The organism is Parasphingopyxis sp., assembly GCF_028279465.1.
Classification (GTDB): Bacteria; Pseudomonadota; Alphaproteobacteria; order Sphingomonadales; family Sphingomonadaceae; genus Parasphingopyxis.
Genome location: NZ_JANQNS010000015.1, coordinates 661,451 through 680,708, shown reverse-complemented (window position 1 = coordinate 680,708; position 19,258 = coordinate 661,451). Strand labels below are relative to the sequence as shown.

The 19,258-nt window shown below is 61.3% G+C and carries 18 protein-coding genes; 10 read left to right on the top strand and 8 right to left on the bottom strand.

Going from position 1 to position 19,258, the window contains the following annotated elements; genetic code table 11:
* The first annotated feature begins 26 nt into the window (after positions 1 to 26).
* The 5 genes from Q0974_RS12900 (at position 27) to Q0974_RS12880 (ending at position 5,987) form a co-directional block, all read left to right on the top strand.
* Positions 27 to 1,067, top strand: coding sequence for a 2-oxoacid:ferredoxin oxidoreductase subunit beta (locus tag Q0974_RS12900; protein ID WP_299328212.1), 1,041 nt, complete (start codon positions 27 to 29; stop codon positions 1,065 to 1,067).
* Between the two features lie 31 nt (positions 1,068 to 1,098).
* A complete protein-coding gene (locus Q0974_RS12895) occupies positions 1,099 to 2,049 on the top strand; it encodes a metal-dependent hydrolase (protein ID WP_299328210.1) in 951 nt (316 codons plus the stop codon).
* Positions 2,046 to 3,437, top strand: coding sequence for a deoxyribodipyrimidine photo-lyase (locus Q0974_RS12890; RefSeq protein WP_299328207.1), 1,392 nt, complete (start codon positions 2,046 to 2,048; stop codon positions 3,435 to 3,437). The genes Q0974_RS12895 and Q0974_RS12890 overlap by 4 nt, the downstream gene beginning before the upstream one ends.
* Before the next feature lie 71 nt (positions 3,438 to 3,508).
* On the top strand, positions 3,509 to 4,786 hold the full coding sequence (locus tag Q0974_RS12885) for a cyclopropane-fatty-acyl-phospholipid synthase family protein (RefSeq protein ID WP_299328204.1): 1,278 nt from the start codon (positions 3,509 to 3,511) through the stop codon (positions 4,784 to 4,786).
* A 1-nt stretch (position 4,787) separates the two neighbouring features.
* The gene (locus Q0974_RS12880) at positions 4,788 to 5,987 is read left to right on the top strand and encodes a serine hydrolase (protein ID WP_299328201.1); all 1,200 of its coding nucleotides are present in this window, start codon (positions 4,788 to 4,790) and stop codon (positions 5,985 to 5,987) included.
* Positions 5,988 to 6,025: 38 nt separating this feature from the next.
* Here Q0974_RS12880 and Q0974_RS12875 read toward each other — a convergent pair whose 3' ends face one another.
* On the bottom strand, positions 6,026 to 6,667 hold the full coding sequence (locus Q0974_RS12875; protein ID WP_299328198.1) for a hypothetical protein: 642 nt from the start codon (positions 6,665 to 6,667) through the stop codon (positions 6,026 to 6,028).
* Positions 6,668 to 6,856: 189 nt separating this feature from the next.
* On the opposite strand from Q0974_RS12875, the gene Q0974_RS12870 reads away from it, so the two are divergent.
* Positions 6,857 to 7,624 carry a hypothetical protein gene (locus tag Q0974_RS12870; protein ID WP_299328195.1) on the top strand — a complete coding sequence of 256 codons (768 nt, stop codon included), beginning with the start codon at positions 6,857 to 6,859 and terminating at the stop codon, positions 7,622 to 7,624.
* A 291-nt stretch (positions 7,625 to 7,915) separates the two neighbouring features.
* On the opposite strand, the gene Q0974_RS12865 is transcribed toward Q0974_RS12870, so the two are convergent.
* From Q0974_RS12865 to purF, 3 genes are all read right to left on the bottom strand, one after another.
* Positions 7,916 to 9,505, bottom strand: coding sequence for an AbgT family transporter (locus Q0974_RS12865; protein ID WP_299328193.1), 1,590 nt, complete (start codon positions 9,503 to 9,505; stop codon positions 7,916 to 7,918).
* A gap of 66 nt (positions 9,506 to 9,571) precedes the next feature.
* Entirely contained in the window at positions 9,572 to 10,297 is a 726-nt protein-coding gene (locus tag Q0974_RS12860; protein WP_299328190.1) for an SDR family NAD(P)-dependent oxidoreductase, read from the bottom strand.
* A 31-nt stretch (positions 10,298 to 10,328) separates the two neighbouring features.
* Positions 10,329 to 11,792: an amidophosphoribosyltransferase gene (purF, locus tag Q0974_RS12855; RefSeq protein ID WP_299328546.1), complete on the bottom strand. Its 1,464-nt coding sequence runs from the start codon at positions 11,790 to 11,792 to the stop codon at positions 10,329 to 10,331.
* Between the two features lie 160 nt (positions 11,793 to 11,952).
* Here purF and hisI point away from each other — a divergent pair, with 160 nt between their 5' ends.
* The 4 genes from hisI (at position 11,953) to Q0974_RS12835 (ending at position 15,490) form a co-directional block, all read left to right on the top strand.
* Positions 11,953 to 12,309 (top strand): phosphoribosyl-AMP cyclohydrolase, encoded by a 357-nt coding sequence (gene hisI, locus Q0974_RS12850; RefSeq protein WP_299328188.1) that lies wholly within the window; start codon positions 11,953 to 11,955, stop codon positions 12,307 to 12,309.
* Positions 12,310 to 12,393: 84 nt separating this feature from the next.
* Positions 12,394 to 12,819, top strand: a complete 426-nt coding sequence (locus tag Q0974_RS12845) for a MerR family DNA-binding transcriptional regulator (protein WP_299328185.1) — start codon at positions 12,394 to 12,396, stop codon at positions 12,817 to 12,819.
* A gap of 22 nt (positions 12,820 to 12,841) precedes the next feature.
* On the top strand, positions 12,842 to 14,644 hold the full coding sequence (locus Q0974_RS12840; RefSeq protein ID WP_299328182.1) for an acyl-CoA dehydrogenase C-terminal domain-containing protein: 1,803 nt from the start codon (positions 12,842 to 12,844) through the stop codon (positions 14,642 to 14,644).
* A 123-nt stretch (positions 14,645 to 14,767) separates the two neighbouring features.
* Positions 14,768 to 15,490 (top strand): hypothetical protein, encoded by a 723-nt coding sequence (locus tag Q0974_RS12835; RefSeq protein ID WP_299328179.1) that lies wholly within the window; start codon positions 14,768 to 14,770, stop codon positions 15,488 to 15,490.
* 1 nt (position 15,491) lies between these two features.
* Here the strand turns inward: Q0974_RS12835 and Q0974_RS12830 are convergent, their stop codons facing one another.
* From Q0974_RS12830 to Q0974_RS12815, 4 genes are all read right to left on the bottom strand, one after another.
* On the bottom strand, positions 15,492 to 16,241 hold the full coding sequence (locus tag Q0974_RS12830) for an NRDE family protein (RefSeq protein ID WP_299328177.1): 750 nt from the start codon (positions 16,239 to 16,241) through the stop codon (positions 15,492 to 15,494).
* Between the two features lie 17 nt (positions 16,242 to 16,258).
* Positions 16,259 to 17,179, bottom strand: coding sequence for a cysteine synthase A (gene cysK / locus Q0974_RS12825; protein ID WP_299328175.1), 921 nt, complete (start codon positions 17,177 to 17,179; stop codon positions 16,259 to 16,261).
* The gene (locus tag Q0974_RS12820) at positions 17,176 to 18,468 is read right to left on the bottom strand and encodes an MFS transporter (protein ID WP_299328172.1); all 1,293 of its coding nucleotides are present in this window, start codon (positions 18,466 to 18,468) and stop codon (positions 17,176 to 17,178) included. The genes cysK and Q0974_RS12820 overlap by 4 nt, the downstream gene beginning before the upstream one ends.
* 87 nt (positions 18,469 to 18,555) lie before the next feature.
* A complete protein-coding gene (locus Q0974_RS12815; protein WP_299328169.1) occupies positions 18,556 to 19,230 on the bottom strand; it encodes a L,D-transpeptidase family protein in 675 nt (224 codons plus the stop codon).
* Positions 19,231 to 19,258 lie beyond the last annotated feature (28 nt).

Below are 19,258 nucleotides of genomic sequence, written 5' to 3'. Positions count from 1 at the left end.
TTTCCTGTGGAGCTGAGGAGGCTGCCATGAACGACATGACCCCCGTCAAGACGACCCTTAAAGACTGGGTGACAGATCAGGAAGTCCGCTGGTGTCCGGGCTGCGGCGATTATGCGATTCTCAAGGCCGTGCAGCGCACGATGCCGGATCTCGGCGCGGACCCGGCCAACACGGTGTTCGTATCCGGCATCGGCTGCTCCTCGCGCTTTCCCTATTATATGGAGACCTACGGCTTCCACACGATCCATGGCCGCGCGCCGACGATTGCGACAGGGCTTAAGCTCGCCAATCCAGAACTCGATGTCTGGCTGGTGACGGGAGATGGTGACGGGCTGTCGATCGGCGGCAATCATATGCTCCACCTGCTGCGCCGCAACGTCGATTGCCAGGTCCTGCTGTTCAACAACGAGATTTACGGCCTGACCAAGGGCCAATATTCGCCGACCTCGCGGACCGGCACCAGCAGCCCGTCGACACCGTTTGGTTCGGTCGACCGGCCGGTTAATCCGTGCGCCTTCGCGCTAGGCTCGGGTGCGCGTTTCGTCGCTCGCGGTATCGATGTGAACAAGAATCTCAGCAATACGTTCAAAGCGGCGTATAACCATAAGGGCACGGCCTTTATCGAGATTTTCCAGAACTGCATCGTCTATAATGAAGACGTGTTCGCCGATTTCACGAACAAGAAGACGGCGGCGGAGACGCAGATCTGGCTCGAACATGGCGAGCCGCTGCTCTTTGCCAACGGCACCAAGGGCCTCGCGCTCGACCGCGAACATCCCGAGCATCTGAAGCCCATCGTCGTCGATGTCGTCGATGGCGATTGGCAGGCGGCCGGCGTGTTGCGGCACGACCAGACCAACCATGCGCTGGCCTATATGCTCGTCGAAATGCCGTTCGGCGAATATCCGATGGCGCTCGGCACGGTTTATGACGATCCGCGTCCGACCTTCAATCAGGTGCTCACCAAACAGCGTGAAGAGGTTTCGGCGGGCAAGCCTGCCGATTTGCAAGCGCTGATAGAACATGGCCAGACCTGGACCGTCGAAGAAGATGGGCCAGAGCTTTAGAACCGGTATCGGACCGGGACGCTAAGCGCGCATGGATAATCTGACCCATGGCCTGACGGGTGCCGTGCTCGGTCAGCTCGGGCTCAAGAAGAAAACCGGCCTCGGCATGGCGACGCTGATCATCGCCGCCAACTTACCGGACATCGACGCCCTTGCGACGCTGTTTGGCGAGTATCAGAGTTTGGCGCTCCGGCGCGGCGTTGCGCACGGGCCTTTTGGCGTACTGATCCTGCCGATACTGCTGACCGGCGTCATGATCGCCTTCGATCGATGGCAGGAACGGCGGGGCAAGCGGCCGGAGAAAAGGCTACCGATCCATAAAGGCTGGCTGCTCGCGCTCGCCTATATCGGGGCGATCAGCCATCCGATGCTCGATTATCTCAACAGTTATGGCGTCCGTTTCCTTGAGCCTTTTTCCGACCAATGGTTCTATGGCGATACGTTGTTTATTATCGATGTCTGGGTCTGGGCCGCGCTCGGGATTGCGCTCTGGCTCTCGCTGCGGCGCGAACGAAGGGGGCGGACGGATTACCGGCGGCCGTTGATCGCCATCGTTGCAATCGTCATAGCCTATGTCGGCGCCAACGCGCTGATCTCGGATCGCGCCCAGCAGCTGGCTGCGGAGCAGATCCGGGATATGCGCGGCGAATCCGCCGAACTGGTTATCGCCAATAATGTGCCGATCGCCTTCTGGGTGCGGGACATTCGGTGGCGTGGCCAGGGCGAAATAGGGAGCGGGCGTTTCACGCTGTTTGGCGGCGAAGATATGGTGACGCTGAACGATGATGTGCGCCCCGATGGCATGGATACGGTCGATTGGGATGCCGTCATAGCGGAGAATCCCGATGTGCGGCCTTATCTGTTCTGGTCCCGCATGCCCTTTATCGAGCGTCGCGACGGTCGCATACTGCTGCGCGACCAGAGGTTCACTTTCGACGGTATTGGAGACCGCTTCACGGTCGATATAACCCCGGCGGAATGAGCAATGTCTCGATAGTCTGGTTCCGCAGGGACCTGCGCCTTTCCGATCAGGCCGCGCTGGCCGAGGCCACGTCGCGTGGCCCGGTCATTCCGGTTTATATTTTTGACGATGAGACACCCAAACATCGGAAGATGGGCGCGGCCTCGCGCTGGTGGCTGCACCATTCCCTGGAAAGTCTGGACAAGAGCCTCCGGGACAAGGGTTCGCGGCTGATCCTGCGGCGTGGGACAAGCGCGACGATCCTCGCCGATATCGCGGCCAAGACTGGAGCGACCCAAATCCACGCGCTGCGCCACTACGAGCCCTGGTGGCGCAATGCGGAACGCGAGTTGAAAGAGCTGTTGCCTGATGGCGTCGACCTCTGCCTGCATCATGGCAACTATCTGATGCCGCCGGGTTCTGTGACGACCGGCTCGGGCGATCCCTACAAGATCTACACGCCGTTCTGGAAAGCGCTGCGCGAGCATATGCCGCCGGCCGAACCGTCCCGTACGCCGCAGACAATCGACGCGCCGGGCGAGTGGCCATTGAGCGACGATCTCGACGATTGGGCGCTACTCCCGACCAATCCGAATTGGGCAACAGGCTTCGACGTCTGGACGCCCGGCGAGGAAGGGGCGCGGGCGAATGTGGACACCTTTATCGACAAGGCGACGCGCTATGACGACCGCCGCAACCTGCCGAGCATAGAGGGCACGGCGCACCTCTCGCCGCATCTCCATTTCGGCGAGGTCTCGCCCACCTATATTTGGCATCGCGTGTCCGGCCCGGGCCGCGACGTGACGACGTTCCAGAAGGAACTGATCTGGCGCGACTACGCGCAGAACGTCATCCTGCAATTCCCGAAATATGGCGGCGAAGGCTATCGCGACCAGTTCGCCGATTTTCCTTGGCGCGACTTCCGCTCCTCGGCCGTGCGCGACGACTTCGATCGCTGGTGCAAGGGCGAAACCGGCTATCCGATCGTCGATGCCGGGATGCGCGAGCTTTGGGCGACGGGCTGGATGCACAACCGGGTTCGGATGATCGCGGCGAGTTTTCTCATCAAGCATCTGCTGATCGACTGGCGCAAGGGCGAACGCTGGTTCTGGGATACACTCGTCGATGCCGATTACGGATCGAACAGCACGAACTGGCAATGGGTCGCCGGCACGGGCGTCGATTCCAATATGTTCGTGCGGATTATGGCACCGCTCAGCCAGTCCGAAAAATTCGACGCCGGCGACTATATCCGGCGCTGGGTGCCCGAACTCGCCGATCTCGACGATCCCTATATCCACGACCCCGAAGAACATGGCTGCAAGCCGGACGGCTATCCGGCGAAGATCATTGGTCACAAAGAGGCGCGCCAGCGCGCGCTGGATGCGTATGAAACGGTGAAATCCTGATTAGAGAAAGGGCACGCGAAACCGTTGCTCTCCGCTACGCTTTTCGGCAATAAGCGCGCGCAGGAGGGGATATGGCGAGCAGTCCGTCACCACGCGGCGAACATCTGCTGCGCGCGGATCGCGGTTTTTCGACCGGGGCGTCTTGGTTCATGCGCCTGTTCGCGCCCGGCTTTCACAAGATACTCGACCGGATCGATACCGGGCTCGCGACAGGCAAACTCGCTGCAAAACTACCCGACGGAAAGAGCCGTGTGCTCGGCGACCACGCGCCGGGGCCTGCGGCCGAAATCGAACTCAAAAGCTGGCGGCCGTTGATCCGACTGATGACGTCGGGCTCGGTAGGCTGGTATCGCGGATGGGCCGAGGGCGAATGGATCAGTCCGGCGCCCGAAACACTGTTCGAGCTGTTCGTCGCCAACCGCAAGACGCTGGGCAATACAGCACGGGCCAAGGGCACGGCGCGCCTGCGTAACCTGCTCGCCCATACGCAGCGCCGGAATAATCGTGCCAATGCGCGGAAAAATATCGAAGCACATTACGACCTCGGCAACGATTTCTACGCCGCCTGGCTCGACGAGACGATGAGCTATTCGAGTGCGGTGTTCACCGATCCGCTCTCGCGCGAGGAACCCCTCGCCGAGGCGCAGCGCCGCAAGGTCCGCATGCTGCTCGACCGACTTGATCTGAAACCCGGCGAAAAGCTGCTCGAAATCGGCTGCGGATGGGGTGGGCTGATGGAGATCGCGGCCAGCGAATATAGCGCGGACGTCACGGGTATCACCCTCTCGACCGAGCAGAAGGCCTTTGCGGAAGATCGAATGCGCAAGGCGGGGCTGGCCGACCGCGCGCGGATCGAGCTTGTCGATTATCGCGATGTCGAAGGCACGTTCGATGCCGTGGCGAGTGTTGAGATGGTCGAGGCCGTCGGGCAGGAATATTGGCCGGCCTATTTGAACGCCATCGCGGACCGGCTGAAACCGGGCGGTAAGGCGGCGATCCAGCTGATTTCGATCGAGGAGGAGGGCTTCGAGGCCTATGCCGCGAGCGCCGATTTCATCCAGACCTATATCTTCCCCGGCGGCATGCTGGTCGAGGAAAAGCGTTTTGCGGAGATCGCGAAGCAGGCGGGCCTTAGCTGGGCGGACCGCACGAGCTATAATCTCCACTATGCCGAGACGCTACGGCGCTGGCGCGAGGATTATGACCGCGCCGTCGCCGAGAAACGCTTGCCGGACGGCTTTGACGAGCGGTTCCACGGTCTCTGGCGCTATTATTTCATGTATTGCGAAGGCGGCTTCCGAGCCGGAGGTATCGATGTGGCGCAGGTGACGCTGATCAAGGGGGATTAGGATGACGATTGCGAAATGGACGAGGGGGCTCAGCGCAGCACTGGCGATAACGCTCGGTGGGACCGCACATGCACAGGAAGCAGCCGAAGCCGAAAGCAATATCCCCACCGACACCAACGTCCTCATGTGGACGCAGCCGCAGCGCGATTTCGGCTTTCCACGCATGGAAGAACTCGCCCCGGTCCGCACGGTCCCCAATGGCGACACTTTCCGCGAAATCCCGCGCGGGCCCGATCTCGCCATCGCGTTCGAGGTGGAGGGCGAGCCCTGGACGGTCGAGCAATATCTCGAAGATCAGCGCGCCGCGGGGATCGTCATCGTCCATAACGGCCAGGTTCGCTTCGAACGCTATCGCATGGGCGCGGACGTCGATACGCGCTGGACGAGCTTCTCGGTCGCCAAGTCGCTGACCTCGACGCTGGTCGGCGCGGCCATAGTGGACGGGCATATCGAATCGCTCGACGCGGCCGTCACCGACTATATCCCGGAACTATCGGGCAGCGGCTATGACGGCGTGACGGTCCGGCAACTGCTCACCATGACCTCGGGAGTCCGCTGGGACGAGAGCTATACCGATCCCAACTCGGACGTGTCCCGCTTCAACCAGGTCACGCCCGAACCCGGCATCGACCCGGTGGTGACCTATATGCGCGACCTGCCGAGCGAGGCGGAGCCGGGCACGCGCTGGCAATATAATACCGGCGAGACCAACCTGATCGGTGTGCTCGTCGCCAACGCCACGGACATGCCGCTCGCCGACTATCTGTCGCAGCAGATCTGGGCGCCGTTCGGCATGGCGCAGGATGGCGAATGGATCGTCAATGCGGGCGGCAACGAGATCGCCGGCTGCTGCATCTCGGCGACGGTGCGCGATTATGCGCGCTTCGGCCTTTTCGTGCTGGCGGACGGGATGATCGGCGAGGAACGCGTCGTCCCCGAAGGCTGGTTCGCCGATGCGACGACCCGCCAGGCCGATATCGGCGCGCCGGGCCGCGGTTATGGCTATCAATGGTGGACCTTCGACGATGGCAGCTTCGCCGCCCAGGGCATTTTCGGCCAGGGCATCTTCATCGATCCCGCGCGCAATCTGGTGATCGCCAGCAACGGCAACTGGCCGGTCGCGAGCAATGCGCTGTACCGCGAGCGGCGCAATGCTTTCTACCGCGCCGTGCAGGCGGCGGTCGATGGGGAAGGGGAGTGATTAACCTGGGTGCATTGCCCAGCAAATGATTTCAGTTGCTACGGAGTTTCCGCTTCGTCTGCGAGTAAGGCATCCACTTCTTCATCACTGTCAACGCTTTCGAGGACTTCCTCTATCTCTTCTTCTGTATCGATCGGATCACCGCTTTCTGCAGCCCGCTCCATCAGTACCTGAATGGCTCGCGAAACTCTCGGAGAATGAATTGATGTCGGATTTGCTGCCGCATGAGTTGCGTCGATTGCAGCCAGCCCGGCAAGGCGGAAGAGTTCGACGATTTGGTTTGGCTGAAGCTGCTGCGAATTTGACGCCAGCGAGTTCAGAACAATCTGACACGCATAGAAATAGGAAATGTTCGCGAAGGACGTCTGGGTATTCGAAACATTCAAAGCCGAAACATTTTCTGCAAATTCAGCCGCAGCCCGCGCGCTCTGTTGGCCTTGAGCTGCCAATTCTTGCGAAGCTTCCAAGGCACCTGCAAAGGAGCGCGCCGACATCGTCAATGCACCTTGTGCGCAGGTTCCGATTCGATTGCCTACGGCCGCTGAATATTCAGAGTTCCAGACAAAAACTTGTCCAGCCTGCCGTCCATTGGCATCGAGGTACGAATCGGATGTGAGTTGCGTCCATGCACAACCCGGCAGCACCGCTAATGCGCAAACCAGTCCCAAAAATTTCTTCATAGCGCGTTCCCTCCGCTACACAGGATTGCAGGACAGACGAAGATTCGGAACACGTTTCGCATCCAAAACGGATCGTTGGAGGTAAACACCGACGCAATCGTTTTGGTAGTGCGATCGAGCGTATTGGTTGGTAAGTTCGTTAATCCCATCCCCTTGTAAAATAGGAAATCATCTGACCTACCCTGTCGGATGACGGACAAAGACCCCACAGACGATTACCGCCCCATAGTTCCCGAAGGCGCGGAGGACGATCCGGACTGGCCGCGTTATCCCAGCGGCAAACCGATGCCGGAAACCCATCCCGATCATGGGCCGATGAAAGATATTCCGCGCCGCGAGGACGGTACGATCTCGTCCTATTATTACTGTTCGAAGGCCGAGCTTGAAAAATGGGGCGAGCTCAAGCCCCCGGCGCGGCGCTTTCGCCACGATGGCTGGACGCCGGACCGGATCGAGAGATTCATCAAAGCCTTACGCTCCACGGCGAGCATCAAGGATGCCTGCCGGATCGTCGGCATGTCGCGCCAGTCGGCCTATAATCTCTACAATCGCGAGGATAACGCGCATATTCGCAAGGCGTGGGACGAGGCCCTGCGCGCCTGCACCAATATCCTCGCCACGACGGCGTTCGACCGGGCGGTTAACGGCACCGAGGAGCAGGTGTACTACAAGGGTGAATTCGTCGGGTGGCGGGACAAATATGACAACCGCCACCTACAATGGATGTTGCGGGTGCGCGATCCGCTGAACTGGGCGCCGCTCACCGAGTTGGAAGGCTGGATGCGCCAGCGCGGGATCGAAAAGCCCGAGGCGATCGAACCGTCTCTGCGCCGGCTCACCGAGGGCGAGGAGGAATGGAGCCGGAGACTGCCGGGAGAGGAAGACGATACGCGCGCCAAGCTGCCCGAACCGGCGGAAAACCCGGACGGCGATGGGGCGGAAGACAAGAAATCCTGAACGGCGGCTGCGTGCCTACTTTGTCAACTTTGGATAGGATTGCCAGTTCCTCTCCCCTTGTGGGAGAGGGTGGCCCGAAGGGCCGGGTGAGGGGTCGCAGAGCGACGCGAAGCGCGCGTAATCGAGGCTTTCCGGGTAGAGAACAGCTTACCCCTCATCCAAGAACGCCTAGGCTCGTGCCTCGCCAAGGCTGACTATCCCGTGTCAGGTCGAACATGCTCCCAGCATGTTCTTGGATTGCCGGGGGCAATCCATCCTGACACGCCCACAAGGGGAGAAGGAGGCGAGGGCTCACGGCGTGTAATATGTCGGCGATCCTGGCCCGACCGGCAGGCCGAGCACAAAGGTCCAGACGAAGAAGAATATCGACCAGGCGATGATGAAGAAGATCGTATAGGGGAGCATCATCGCGATCAGCGTGCCGACGCCAAGATTCTTCTCATAGCGCGTCGCCCAGGCGAGGATCAGGCCGAAATAGCTCATCATCGGGGTGATGATATTGGTCGTGGAATCGCCGATACGGTAGGCGGCCTGGATCGCTTCGGGCGAATAGCCGATCAGCATCAGCATCGGCACGAAGATCGGCGCGGTCACCGCCCATTGCGCCGAGGCCGAGCCCAATGACAGGTTGATCATCGCGCAGATCAGGATGAAGAAAAAGAACAGCGCGGGGCCGGTCATGCCGCTGTCTTGCAGGAATTGCGCGCCCGTCACCGCCGTGATCGCGCCGAGATTCGTCCATCCGAAAAATGCGACGAACTGGGCGGCGAAGAACACCAGCACGATATAGAGGCCGAGTGAGGAGAGGGCGGCGGCCATCGCGTCGATAATATCGCGGTCCGTCTTCATCGTGCCCGCGGCGCGGCCATAGGCATAGCCGATGGCGATAAAGAAGATGAGGATCCAGACGACGAACCCTTGGAAGAAGGGCGAGTTGATCCGGTCCCCGGTTTCCGGATTACGCAATATGCCCCAATCCGGAACCAGCGTCAGCGCCATCAGGCCGAGCACACCGAGCAGTGCGATTCCGGCCCAGCGCAGGCCTTTCTTTTCCACCGGCTCGAGCGGCTCCATCATATGATCGTCGAGGATCGTCTTGTCGGCATGGGTGGGGTCGTATTTGCCGAGCTTGGGCTCGACGATGGCGATGGACACCCAGGAGCCGATGGCCGTGATGAGGAAGGTCGAGGCGACCATGAAATACCAGTTGGCCGTCGCCAGCACGACATAGTCGGGGTCGATCAGGCGCGCGGCCTCCTGCGTGATTCCGGCGAGCAGCGGGTCGATCGTGCCGATCAGCAGGTTGGCGCTATAGCCGCCCGAAACACCGGCGAAGGCGGCGGCCATGCCGGCTAGCGGGTGCCGGCCCAGCGCGTAATAGATAGCCGCGGCCAGCGGGATCAGGACGACATAGCCGACTTCCGACGCGGTGTTCGAGACGATACCGGCAAAGACGATTGCAACGGTGACGAGTTTGGGCGGGGCAGAGAGCACCATGCCGCGCACGGCGGCCGACAGCAGGCCCGACTTCTCCGCGACCCCGACGCCGATCATTGCGACGAGCACTACGCCGAGCGGCGCGAAGCTCGTGAAATTGCCAACGAGATTGGTGAAGATGCGCCGCACGCCGTCGCCATCGAGCAGACTGACCGCGCGGATCATCCCGTCTTCGGCAACACCCGGCGCGTCCGCGGGCCGCGGATCGACGACTGCGAGCCCCATCCAACCGAACAGGCCCGACAGCAAGACGATCCCCACCGCCAGGATAGCGAACAGTGTGACCGGATGCGGGAGGAGATTGCCGAGCCATTCGACCCCGTCGAGAAAGCGCGTGAAAGCGTTGCGGCGCGGTGCGGCGGCCTGCGGCTCGGCATCAGCCATGGGGGTCTCCGGTCAATTGCACAGTCTCAGCCCCATGACTGGAGCCTGTGCGGTGTGAACACAAGCTTATGATCGGGATGCGGGCGGCTGGACTATGTGCCGATGCCCGGTCTCGAGATCAGCCGAGACGAGTCCGACGATATCGCTGGCGACCATGTCCGGCGATTTGAGCGTCGCCGGGTCCTCGCCCGGAAAGGCCTGGGCGCGCATATCGGTCGCCGTCCCGCCGGGATCGATGATCGCGACTTTGACCGGCGAGAGATTCTGCACCTCCTCGCCATAAGCCGTGACGAGCGTATCGAGCGCGGCTTTGGACGCACCGTAATTGCCCCAATAGGCGCGCGGCGCCGCGCCAACGCTCGACGTGACCGCAATCAGCCGGCCGGCTACGCTCTTGCGGAGCATGGGATCGAAGGCGGCAATCAACGCCTGTTGGGCGATGAAATTGAGCGTCATCACGTCGCGCAATTCCTTCGCCTCGATCTGCGCGACCGGGGTCAGCGATCCGAGGATCGCGGCGTTCAGCACGAGGATGTCGAGCGTGCCCCAGCGCTCTTTAACGGCCGCCGAGAGCCGCTGGATGCTGTCGCCATCTACGAGATCGAGCGGGGCGATGGTCGCGCTCCCGCCGGCTTCGTGGATCGCCTCCTCGACCTCTTCGAGACCGCCGACCGTCCGTGCGACGAGAATCACATGCGCGCCCTCGGCTGCAAGCGCTTTGGCCGTCCCCGCGCCGATGCCGCGGCTTGCCCCCGTAACGAGAGCGAGTTTGCCGTCGAGAGATTGGGTCATCTGTTTCCGATTGTCGGTATCTGCCGGTGCATCAGGTTACGCGCTCGGCGAGAAGGGGAAGCTGTGTGACATTTTCATGGCCGTCGCGATCGGTGAGCGTGGTTGGATATTCGCCGGTGAAACAGGCGTCGCAGCGTTGCGGATGCTCGTCGTTGCGGCCCGTCTCGCCGACGGCGCGGTACAGGCCGTCGATGGAGATGAAGGCGAGACTGTCGGCGCGGATATAATCGCGCATGCCCTCGACATCATATTGGGCGGCCAACAGCTTCTCGCGCTCCGGTGTATCCACGCCATAGAAACAGCTGTTACGTGTCGGCGGACTCGCAATCCGCATATGAACCTCGGTGGCTCCAGCTTCGCGCATCATATCGACGATCTTGGTGCTCGTCGTGCCGCGCACGATCGAATCGTCGATAAGCACGACACGGCGGCCTTCGATCAACGCGCGATTGGCGTTGTGCTTCAGCTTCACGCCGAGATGGCGGACTTTGTCGCCGGGCTGGATAAAGGTCCGCCCGACATAGTGCGAGCGGATGATACCGAGCTCGAAGGGGATTTCGGCTTGCTGCGCATAGCCGATTGCCGCCGGGGTGCCGGAATCGGGCACGGGAATGACGAGATCGGCATCCACCGGGCTTTCGATGGCTAGCTCAGCGCCAATCTGTTTGCGCACGGAATATACCGACTGGCCGTCGACGATCGAATCGGGCCGGGAGAAATAGACATGTTCGAATATGCACGGCCGCGCGGCGACAGGGGTGAACGGGCGGTGTGTCTTGATGCCTGTGTCGTTCACCACAATCAGCTCGCCCGGCTCGACTTCGCGAATGAACTCGGCGCCTACGACATCGAAGGCGACGCTTTCGGATGCGAAGATGATCGCATCGCCCAGCTTGCCCATGACCAGCGGGCGAATACCGAGCGGATCGCGACAGCCGATCATGCCCTCGGGTGTCATGCAGACGAGCGAATAAGCGCCTTCGAGTTGCTTGAGCGCGTCAATGAAACAGTCGAGCAGCGTCTTGAATGCCGATGTCGCCACGAGATGGATGATGGTTTCCGTGTCGGACGTCGACTGGAAGATCGAGCCGTGCTTCACGAGGTCTTGGCGCAGCGTCCAGGCGTTGGAGATATTGCCATTATGCGCGACGGCGAAACCGCCGGATGAGAGCTCGGCATAGAGTGGCTGTACGTTGCGCAGCCCGCTTTCTCCGGTGGTCGAATAGCGCACATGGCCGCATGCGGCGTCGCCGGGCAGCTGCCGGATGATGCGATCTTCGTCGAAGTTGCCGGCAACATGACCGATCGCGCGATGGCTGTGGAACCATTTGCCGTCATAACTCGTGATGCCGGCGGCTTCCTGCCCACGATGCTGGAGCGCGTGAAGGCCGAGCGCGACAACGGCGGCTGCCGTATCGGCGCCCCAGATGCCGAACACGCCGCATTCCTCACGCAGCTTGTCTCCATCGAGGTCGAACGGGTCGGTGGTCAGCATGGCGACTCCGGCGCAATGGTCGTCACCCGCGAGCATATAGGGCGCGCGATCCGGTTTGTCTCGCATTTGTCATAAAATTTGGCTTGCTGCGATTAAATAACCGCTCAGACATGGCGAATGAACAGTTGATCGACGCCGTCCGCTCGCACTAGCAGGGGATATGGACTGCGAGACCACAACCGAGCTGACGCCCAAATTCGATGCCAATGGCCTTGTGACGGCCGTCGTCACCGACAGGCACAGTGGCGGCATCTTGATGCTCGCGCACATGAACCGAGAGGCGCTCGATCTGACGATCGAAACGAAGGTTGCTCATTTCTGGTCGCGCAGTCGGCAATCGCTGTGGAAGAAGGGCGAGACGTCCGGCAATGCTATGCGCGTCGTCGAGATGCGGATCGATTGCGATCAGGACGCGATCTGGTTGATCGCCGATCCCGCGGGACCGGCCTGTCACACCGGCGAGACCAGTTGTTTTTATCGCCGCATCGAGGGCGAGCGCCTGTTGAAGATCGACTAGCAAAGCCGCCAATTCCGAAATAGCATACACGCTTGACGTAGCGTCACAGCTTGACGTTAACGTGAACGTTAGCTAAGGGGACTTATGGCAAAGGCACTTCCGCAAGCAGGCATCGATACGCCTGACGAAAAAAACCGCGAAACCTATTCGATCTCGGACTTGTCCGAAGAATTCCGCGTCACGCCGCGCGCATTGCGCTTCTACGAAGATGAAGGTCTGATTTCGCCAGAGCGGCACGGTCTGACCCGCGTTTATGCGAAACGGGATCGGGCGCGATTGGCCTGGATCCTGCGTGCCAAGCGTGTCGGGTTCAGTCTCGCCGATGTGCGCGAGATGATCGATCTCTACGATCTGGGCGACGGGCGAACGAAACAGCGCGCCGTTACCCGCGAAAAATGCCGGGAGCGCATCGAGGCTCTGAAAGGCCAGCGCCAGGATATCGATTCGTCGATTGCCGAGCTCGAAGGTTTTCTCGAACTGCTCGACGAAGTCGAAAGCGAAAACGAATAACGTCCCAGACAGGAACTTTACTATGCCCACTTACACCGCGCCCGTTCGCGACAGCCAATATGTGCTCAGTCACATTGCCTCACTCGATAACTATTCGAACCTGCCGGGATTCGAAAATGCGACGATGGAAATGGCCGAGGCCATTCTGACCGAAGGCGGCAAATTCTGCAGTGAAGTGCTGTTCCCGCTCAATCAGGTCGGCGACGAACAGGGCTGTACGCGCCACGAAGACGGATCCGTGACGACGCCGGAGGGCTTCAAGGAAGCGTATAACCAGCTTGTCGAAGGCGGTTGGACGACACTCACGGGGCCGGAGGAGTTTGGCGGGCAGGGCCTGCCACATGTCCTCGGCACGGCGATCGAGGAATATATGATCAGCGCGAACATGGCCTTCGCCATGTATAATGGCCTGACCATGGGCGCGACGGCGGCGATCATGGCCAAGGGTTCGCAGGAGCAGAAGGAAAAATACGTGCCGAAGATGGTGTCGGGCGAATGGGGTGGCACCATGAACCTGACCGAACCGCATTGCGGCACCGATCTCGGCCTGATCCGCACCAAGGCTGAGCCGCAGGCCGATGGAAGCTACAAGGTGTCCGGTACAAAAATCTTCATTTCCTCGGGCGAGCATGACCTGACCGAGAACATCATCCACCTCGTACTGGCGAAAACGCCGGATGCGCCGGACAGCGTGAAGGGTATTTCGCTCTTCATCGTGCCGAAGTTCCTGGTGAACGACGATGGCTCGCTCGGCGAGCGCAACGCGGTCACCTGCGGTTCGATCGAAGAGAAAATGGGTATCCACGGCAACTCGACTTGCGTCATGAATTATGACGGCGCGACGGGCTGGATGGTCGGCGAGGAGAATAAGGGTCTCGCCGCCATGTTTATTATGATGAATGCCGCCCGCCTCGGCGTTGGCACACAGGGTCTCGCTGTTGGCGAAGTCGCGTTTCAGAACGCAGTCGCCTATGCGCAGGACCGGCGCCAGGGCAGGGCGCTGACCGGCCCGGCCGAGCCGGAAGAAAAGGCCGATACGCTGTTCGTCCACCCCGATGTCCGGCGCATGCTAATGGAATCAAAAGCCTATCTCGAAGCGAGCCGCGCGCTGTGCATTTGGGGTGGCCTGCAGGTCGATCTCGCGCACAAGGCGCAGACCGAGGAAGAGCGGCAGGAAGCGGACGACATGATTTCGCTGCTCACGCCGGTCATCAAGGGCTATGTCACCGATCTCGGCTACAAGATCGCGACCCAGTCGCAGCAGGTCTATGGCGGCCATGGCTACATCCGCGAATGGGGCATGGAGCAATATGTCCGCGATGCCCGGATTGCGCAGATCTACGAAGGCACCAACGGCATCCAGGCAATGGACCTGGTCGGCCGCAAGCTCGCCAAGGATGGCGGCCGGGCGATCCAAGCATTTCTGGCGATGGTCGGCGAGGAAGTCGCCGAGCTGCAGGAAGACGAAGCCGTCAATGCAGTCGCGACCGGCCTCGAAAAGGCCAATGGCGAGCTGCGCGGCGCGACGATGTGGCTGATGCAGAACGCCTTCGCCAACCTCAACAATGCGGGTGCCGCAGCCTATAACTATATGGAGCTGATGGGTATCGTGACGCTCGGCCTGATGTGGCTGCGCATGGCCAAGGCCAGCGCGGCCGCGATCGAAGCCGGTGCGGAAGACACGGCGTTCCACGAAGCCAAGCTCGTTACCGCACGTTTCTTTGCCGAGAAGATCATGCCCGATGCGGCCGGTCTTCGTGCGAAGATCGAGGGCGGTTCGGACAGCCTGATGGCGCTCGAGCCGGAAATGTTCGTCGCCGCCTGACGGAGCGAAACACGACCAATTGTGCATGACGAACGTCTGGCCCGGCCCGCGGAAACGCGGCCGGGCTGGACCTTCTTTGCGGCATCGCTCTAAGGAAATGCGATCAGAGGGGAGAACAAGTCTGTGTCGACAGGCCTGAAATGGGTGCTTGGGCTATTAGGAGTCGTCGCCGCGGCGGCGCTTGGTTACTGGGGCACGATGGAGCTCGGGCTGGGCGAAATCGACGATGGTATGCCGGAAGCATCCAGTGGCAGCGACGATCTCGCCGATATGACGCCGGGCGAGATTCTCTGCTCATCCCAGTCCACGACAGACTCCATTCGCGAACGCATCTTCGCGCGGGCGCGGACGGCGAGTTCCGATGACGGCGAATTGCTTACACGGCTCGAAGGCGGCACGGTCGCGCGCATGGAAAACCCCCGGCTCCTCGATTTCGACGAGGGGCTCGAACAGGCGCGCTGCGAGGGACGGCTTATCCTCGAATTGCCGCGCGGTACGGAACCGGCATTCAACTATAGCCGCCGCCTGAATGCGAGCCTTGAGTATATCGCGCAGCCGGCGCCGGACGGCCGTGGTACGATCTACCGGATGAACGGCGCCGACGATCTGATCGATCGGCTCGCGGACGCCGATCTCGTGACCCAGCGAACCGACCCGGACATGGAAAAGCCGGAAGACGATATTTTCGAAGGCGAGAAGGATGAATTCGAGCCGGGATTCGACGAACCCGCACCGGGCGATCCCGGCTTCGAAGACGCTGATCTACCGCCGCCCGCCGGACCCGATGAGGACGGCGAGCCTGAAGACCTGCTGCCGCCAGATATGCAGCGCGAAGAGAGAAGATAGGTTATCGGCTAGGCGGCGACGAAGGCCATCGGAAATCGATCCGTGTTACACCACTCGCTTTACCCTGCGGATCGTAGCGTCGTTCTGAAATGCGGCCATTGCCGTCGCTATCGATGATCACGACGGTACTGCAACGCGTGCCATAGACGGGATTGCGGATGAAAATCGGGCTCTGCTGGGCGCGGCGGGGTTCGACTTGCGGTGAATCGTCGGCGCGGAGCGCATCGAGCAAGCCTGTTTCGTTACCGCTGTCGAAGTTCAGCCAATCGTCGAGCATGGCTTTGATCCGATCGGTTTTCGGCCAGTTTTCGGCGTACAGGCTGTTGGACAGCCCGTAGATTCCGGGCTTGAGTGTTCGGCGCGTCGGCCTAGGGCGGTTGCTGAAAAGTCGGGCCGTGCCACCTTCTACCGCAATAGCATTAAACGCGTTGAAATCGTCGAGATCGCTTTCGGCAGGGTCCGCATAGCGGCCGGCGCCGGTCAGCAGGTCTGCGATCAGTGCGCCGCGTGATGCTTTGTCTGGCAACGGGCCGTCAGGATTGGCGACGTTCGTGACGACGGCGAGCCGACGCTGCTGGGACACGCCCAGCCACGTTCCGCCCGCTTCGAGATCGCGCCCGGCGATGATTCCCGGCCGATCCTCCCAATGCGCGAGTGGCGTGGCAGGCCGTGCGTGCAGCTCGTCACGATTGCCGATCAGGACCAGCTGCCAGCGCGGATGCGCCGCCCAGGCAAAGGCCAGAACGCACATTGTCTACGTTTCTACCTCTATTCCTCGGGTAGGAATTCCGGAACCGAGAGATAGCGCTCGCCGGTGTCATAGTTGAAGCCGAGGATGCGCGCGCCGTCGCCAATTTCGGCTAGCTTCTGCTTGATCGCCTGCAGCGTCGCGCCCGAGCTGATGCCGATCAGCATGCCTTCCTCGCGGGCCGCACGCCGGGCCATATCCTTGGCGTCTTCCGGATCGACCTGGATCGCGCCGTCGATGGCTTCGGTGTGAAGATTACCGGGAATGAAGCCCGCGCCGATACCCTGGATCGGATGCGGGCCGGGCTGGCCACCCGAGATGACCGGGGAGCCTACGGGTTCCACGGCATAGGCCTTCATCTCCGGCCAATGCTGTTTCAGCACTTCGGCGCAACCAGTGAGATGGCCGCCCGTGCCTACACCGGTGATCAGCACATCGACTGGGCTGTCGGCGAAATCGGCGAGAATTTCCTCTGCCGTCGTATTTACATGCACGGCGACATTGGCCGGGTTGTCGAACTGTTGCGGCATCCAGGCCGTATCATCGGCTGCGACAAGCTCCTGCGCACGCTCGATCGCGCCTTTCATGCCCTTTTCTTTCGGCGTCAGATCGAACTTCGCGCCGAAGGACAGCATGAGGCGGCGGCGCTCGATCGACATGCTCTCAGGCATCACAAGCACTAGCTCATAGCCTTTGACGGCCGCGACCATGGCTAAGCCGATGCCGGTATTGCCGGACGTTGGCTCGATGATCTTGCCGCCGGGCTTCAGCGCGCCCGATTCTTCGGCGTCTTCCACCATCGCGAGCGCGATCCTGTCCTTGATCGATCCGCCCGGGTTGGCGCGCTCCGATTTGATCCAGACTTCCGCGTCGCCGAACAGGCGCTGCATGCGGATATGCGGGGTGTTGCCGATCGTTTCGAGCGTATTGGCGGCCTTCATGTCGTCTTCTCCTGCAAAGTCTGCCCGGAGCGCTCTTCGTCGAGATCGTCCGGCGGATCGAATGTCTTGGTCTTACGTAATGCGGGAAACCATGCTGTCCACAATAGCACCGTCGCAATGGCTCCGATACCGCCCGAAACGACGGCCGCGACCGGGCCGACGATCCAGGCAAGACCGCCGCTGAACGCGTCGCCGAACTCGTTGGACGCCGAGATAGTGAGCAGTGATACGGAGGATACACGGCCGCGCTTGTCGTCGGGCGTGTGGAGCTGGATCAGCGACTGGCGGATATAGACCGAGAACATGTCCGCCGCGCCGACGACGAACAGTGCGGCCAGCGATAGTGGCATGGATGTCGAGAAGCCGAATATGATCGTTGCCAGCCCGAAAACCCCGACGGCCCAAAGCATCTTGGGACCGACATTGCTCTTGAGCGGCCGGAAGGAAAACCAGAGCGCGGTCAGTGCTGCGCCAACGGCGGGCGCTGCCGCCAACTGGCTGAGGCCGGTCGCGCCAACCTCCAATATATCGCGCGCATACACCGGAAACAGCGCCGTTGCGCCCGCAAGGAACACAGCGAACAGATCGAGCGTGATCGCCCCAAGTACCATCTTGTTGCGGCGGACATAGCGCAGCCCGTCGATCACTTGCCCGACGGGGCGCTTTGCGCCTGTGATTTCGGGCTTGGGCACATGGCCGATGGTGGTCAGCGCGACGAGAGAGATGCTGAGCAAACCGAAGACCGCGAGATAGGGCAGGGCGGGATCGATGACGTAGAGATATCCGCCGATTGCCGGCCCGACGATCATGCCTGTTTGCCAGGCGATGGAGCTTAGGGCGATAGCGTTGGGCAATACCGATTTCGGCACGAGATTAGGCGCAAGGGCGCTCAGCGCCGGTCCGGCAAAGGCCCGCGCAATGCCGAGCGCCACGGCGATTCCGAACAGGATGGGCAGGCTGATCGCATCCGACCAAGTCGCCCATCCGAGTACGGCGGCGCATAGCGCCTGGAGCGCAATCGTGACCCGCGCCACGGTCTTCCGGTCGAAACGATCGGCTGCAAGCCCGGCGAATGGCGTGAGCAGGAACAGCGGAGCGAATTGCAGCAACCCGATAATCGCAAGCTGTCCGGCCGCGCCGCCGACGCTCATCCCGCCATCGCGCGCGATGTTATAGGCCTGCCAACCGATGATCAGCATCATGGCATACTGACCCAGCGTCATCGCCAGGCGGGACGTCCAATAGGCGCGGAAATTATGAATCTGGAACGGGTGCGGAGCGGCGGCCATTACCGCGCTGTAGGCTCAACCAGCTGTTATCGGCAAGCGATCAGCGCTTGGCGAGCGAATAGCAAGACTTTGGCTGAGATACCTGTCTCAAATGCCGACGACGCGATTGCCGTCCACGATCGGCGAGCCGCGCGAGATCAGCACGGGCGTGCCGATTTCGGCCTCGTTGAACAGCAGTTCCGCGAAATCGTCCGGAATGCCGACGCAACCGCGTGAGGCAAAGCCTTCCTCGACGAGACTGCCGTGAATGGCGATCCCGTCATTGGTCAGCCGCATCATAAAGGGCATCGGCACGAAATAGAGATTGGAGATATGATCGCGGTTCTTTTCGGTGATCGTGAACCGTCCGGTCGGGGTCGGCGTATCGTCATGGCCGTAGAGGATGACGGCCCGGCCGATCTCGTATCCGCCGCGATAGGCGAAGAGCCGCTCGGCCTGCAGATCGACGATGATGCGTAACTCACCCTCCGGCACGCCCTCGTCGTTCCACGCATATTCGCCGAATTGCATTTCACCGTCGACAGTCAGTGGATGCGTGATGCGAAAGCCCGGTTCTTCATCGGTTTCGGTGAACGAGGCGGGCGTCACCATATCATCCGCCGGCGCTTCCGCGGCGGGTGGGAGCTCTATCTGCGCGACGATGCCTTCGGTTTCCGCCGTTGCGGGTTCCGAACCGACGGATAGCAGTTGCGACGCGCCAGCGATCAGCGCCGCGGCGGCGACAAATCTGAAGCCCAGTCCCAATGTCGTTTTCGATGCCATGAAGGCAAACTCCCGCCTGTTCTGCGAT

Excerpts from the sequence above, each read along its gene's own strand:
- Q0974_RS12840 (WP_299328182.1), top strand. The coding sequence starts at position 12,842 with ATGCCCACTTACACCGCGCCCGTTCGCGACAGCCAATATGTGCTCAGT.
- Q0974_RS12885 (WP_299328204.1), top strand. The coding sequence starts at position 3,509 with ATGGCGAGCAGTCCGTCACCACGCGGCGAACATCTGCTGCGCGCGGAT.
- Q0974_RS12890 (WP_299328207.1), top strand. The coding sequence starts at position 2,046 with ATGAGCAATGTCTCGATAGTCTGGTTCCGCAGGGACCTGCGCCTTTCC.
- Q0974_RS12815 (WP_299328169.1), bottom strand. The coding sequence starts at position 19,230 with ATGGCATCGAAAACGACATTGGGACTGGGCTTCAGATTTGTCGCCGCC.
- Q0974_RS12865 (WP_299328193.1), bottom strand. The coding sequence starts at position 9,505 with ATGGCTGATGCCGAGCCGCAGGCCGCCGCACCGCGCCGCAACGCTTTC.
- hisI (WP_299328188.1), top strand. The coding sequence starts at position 11,953 with ATGGACTGCGAGACCACAACCGAGCTGACGCCCAAATTCGATGCCAAT.
- Q0974_RS12820 (WP_299328172.1), bottom strand. The coding sequence starts at position 18,468 with ATGGCCGCCGCTCCGCACCCGTTCCAGATTCATAATTTCCGCGCCTAT.
- Q0974_RS12880 (WP_299328201.1), top strand. The coding sequence starts at position 4,788 with ATGACGATTGCGAAATGGACGAGGGGGCTCAGCGCAGCACTGGCGATA.
- cysK (WP_299328175.1), bottom strand. The coding sequence starts at position 17,179 with ATGAAGGCCGCCAATACGCTCGAAACGATCGGCAACACCCCGCATATC.
- Q0974_RS12900 (WP_299328212.1), top strand. The coding sequence starts at position 27 with ATGAACGACATGACCCCCGTCAAGACGACCCTTAAAGACTGGGTGACA.
- Q0974_RS12860 (WP_299328190.1), bottom strand. The coding sequence starts at position 10,297 with ATGACCCAATCTCTCGACGGCAAACTCGCTCTCGTTACGGGGGCAAGC.
- Q0974_RS12830 (WP_299328177.1), bottom strand. The coding sequence starts at position 16,241 with ATGTGCGTTCTGGCCTTTGCCTGGGCGGCGCATCCGCGCTGGCAGCTG.
- Q0974_RS12870 (WP_299328195.1), top strand. The coding sequence starts at position 6,857 with ATGACGGACAAAGACCCCACAGACGATTACCGCCCCATAGTTCCCGAA.
- Q0974_RS12875 (WP_299328198.1), bottom strand. The coding sequence starts at position 6,667 with ATGAAGAAATTTTTGGGACTGGTTTGCGCATTAGCGGTGCTGCCGGGT.
- Q0974_RS12895 (WP_299328210.1), top strand. The coding sequence starts at position 1,099 with ATGGATAATCTGACCCATGGCCTGACGGGTGCCGTGCTCGGTCAGCTC.
- Q0974_RS12845 (WP_299328185.1), top strand. The coding sequence starts at position 12,394 with ATGGCAAAGGCACTTCCGCAAGCAGGCATCGATACGCCTGACGAAAAA.
- purF (WP_299328546.1), bottom strand. The coding sequence starts at position 11,792 with ATGCTGACCACCGACCCGTTCGACCTCGATGGAGACAAGCTGCGTGAG.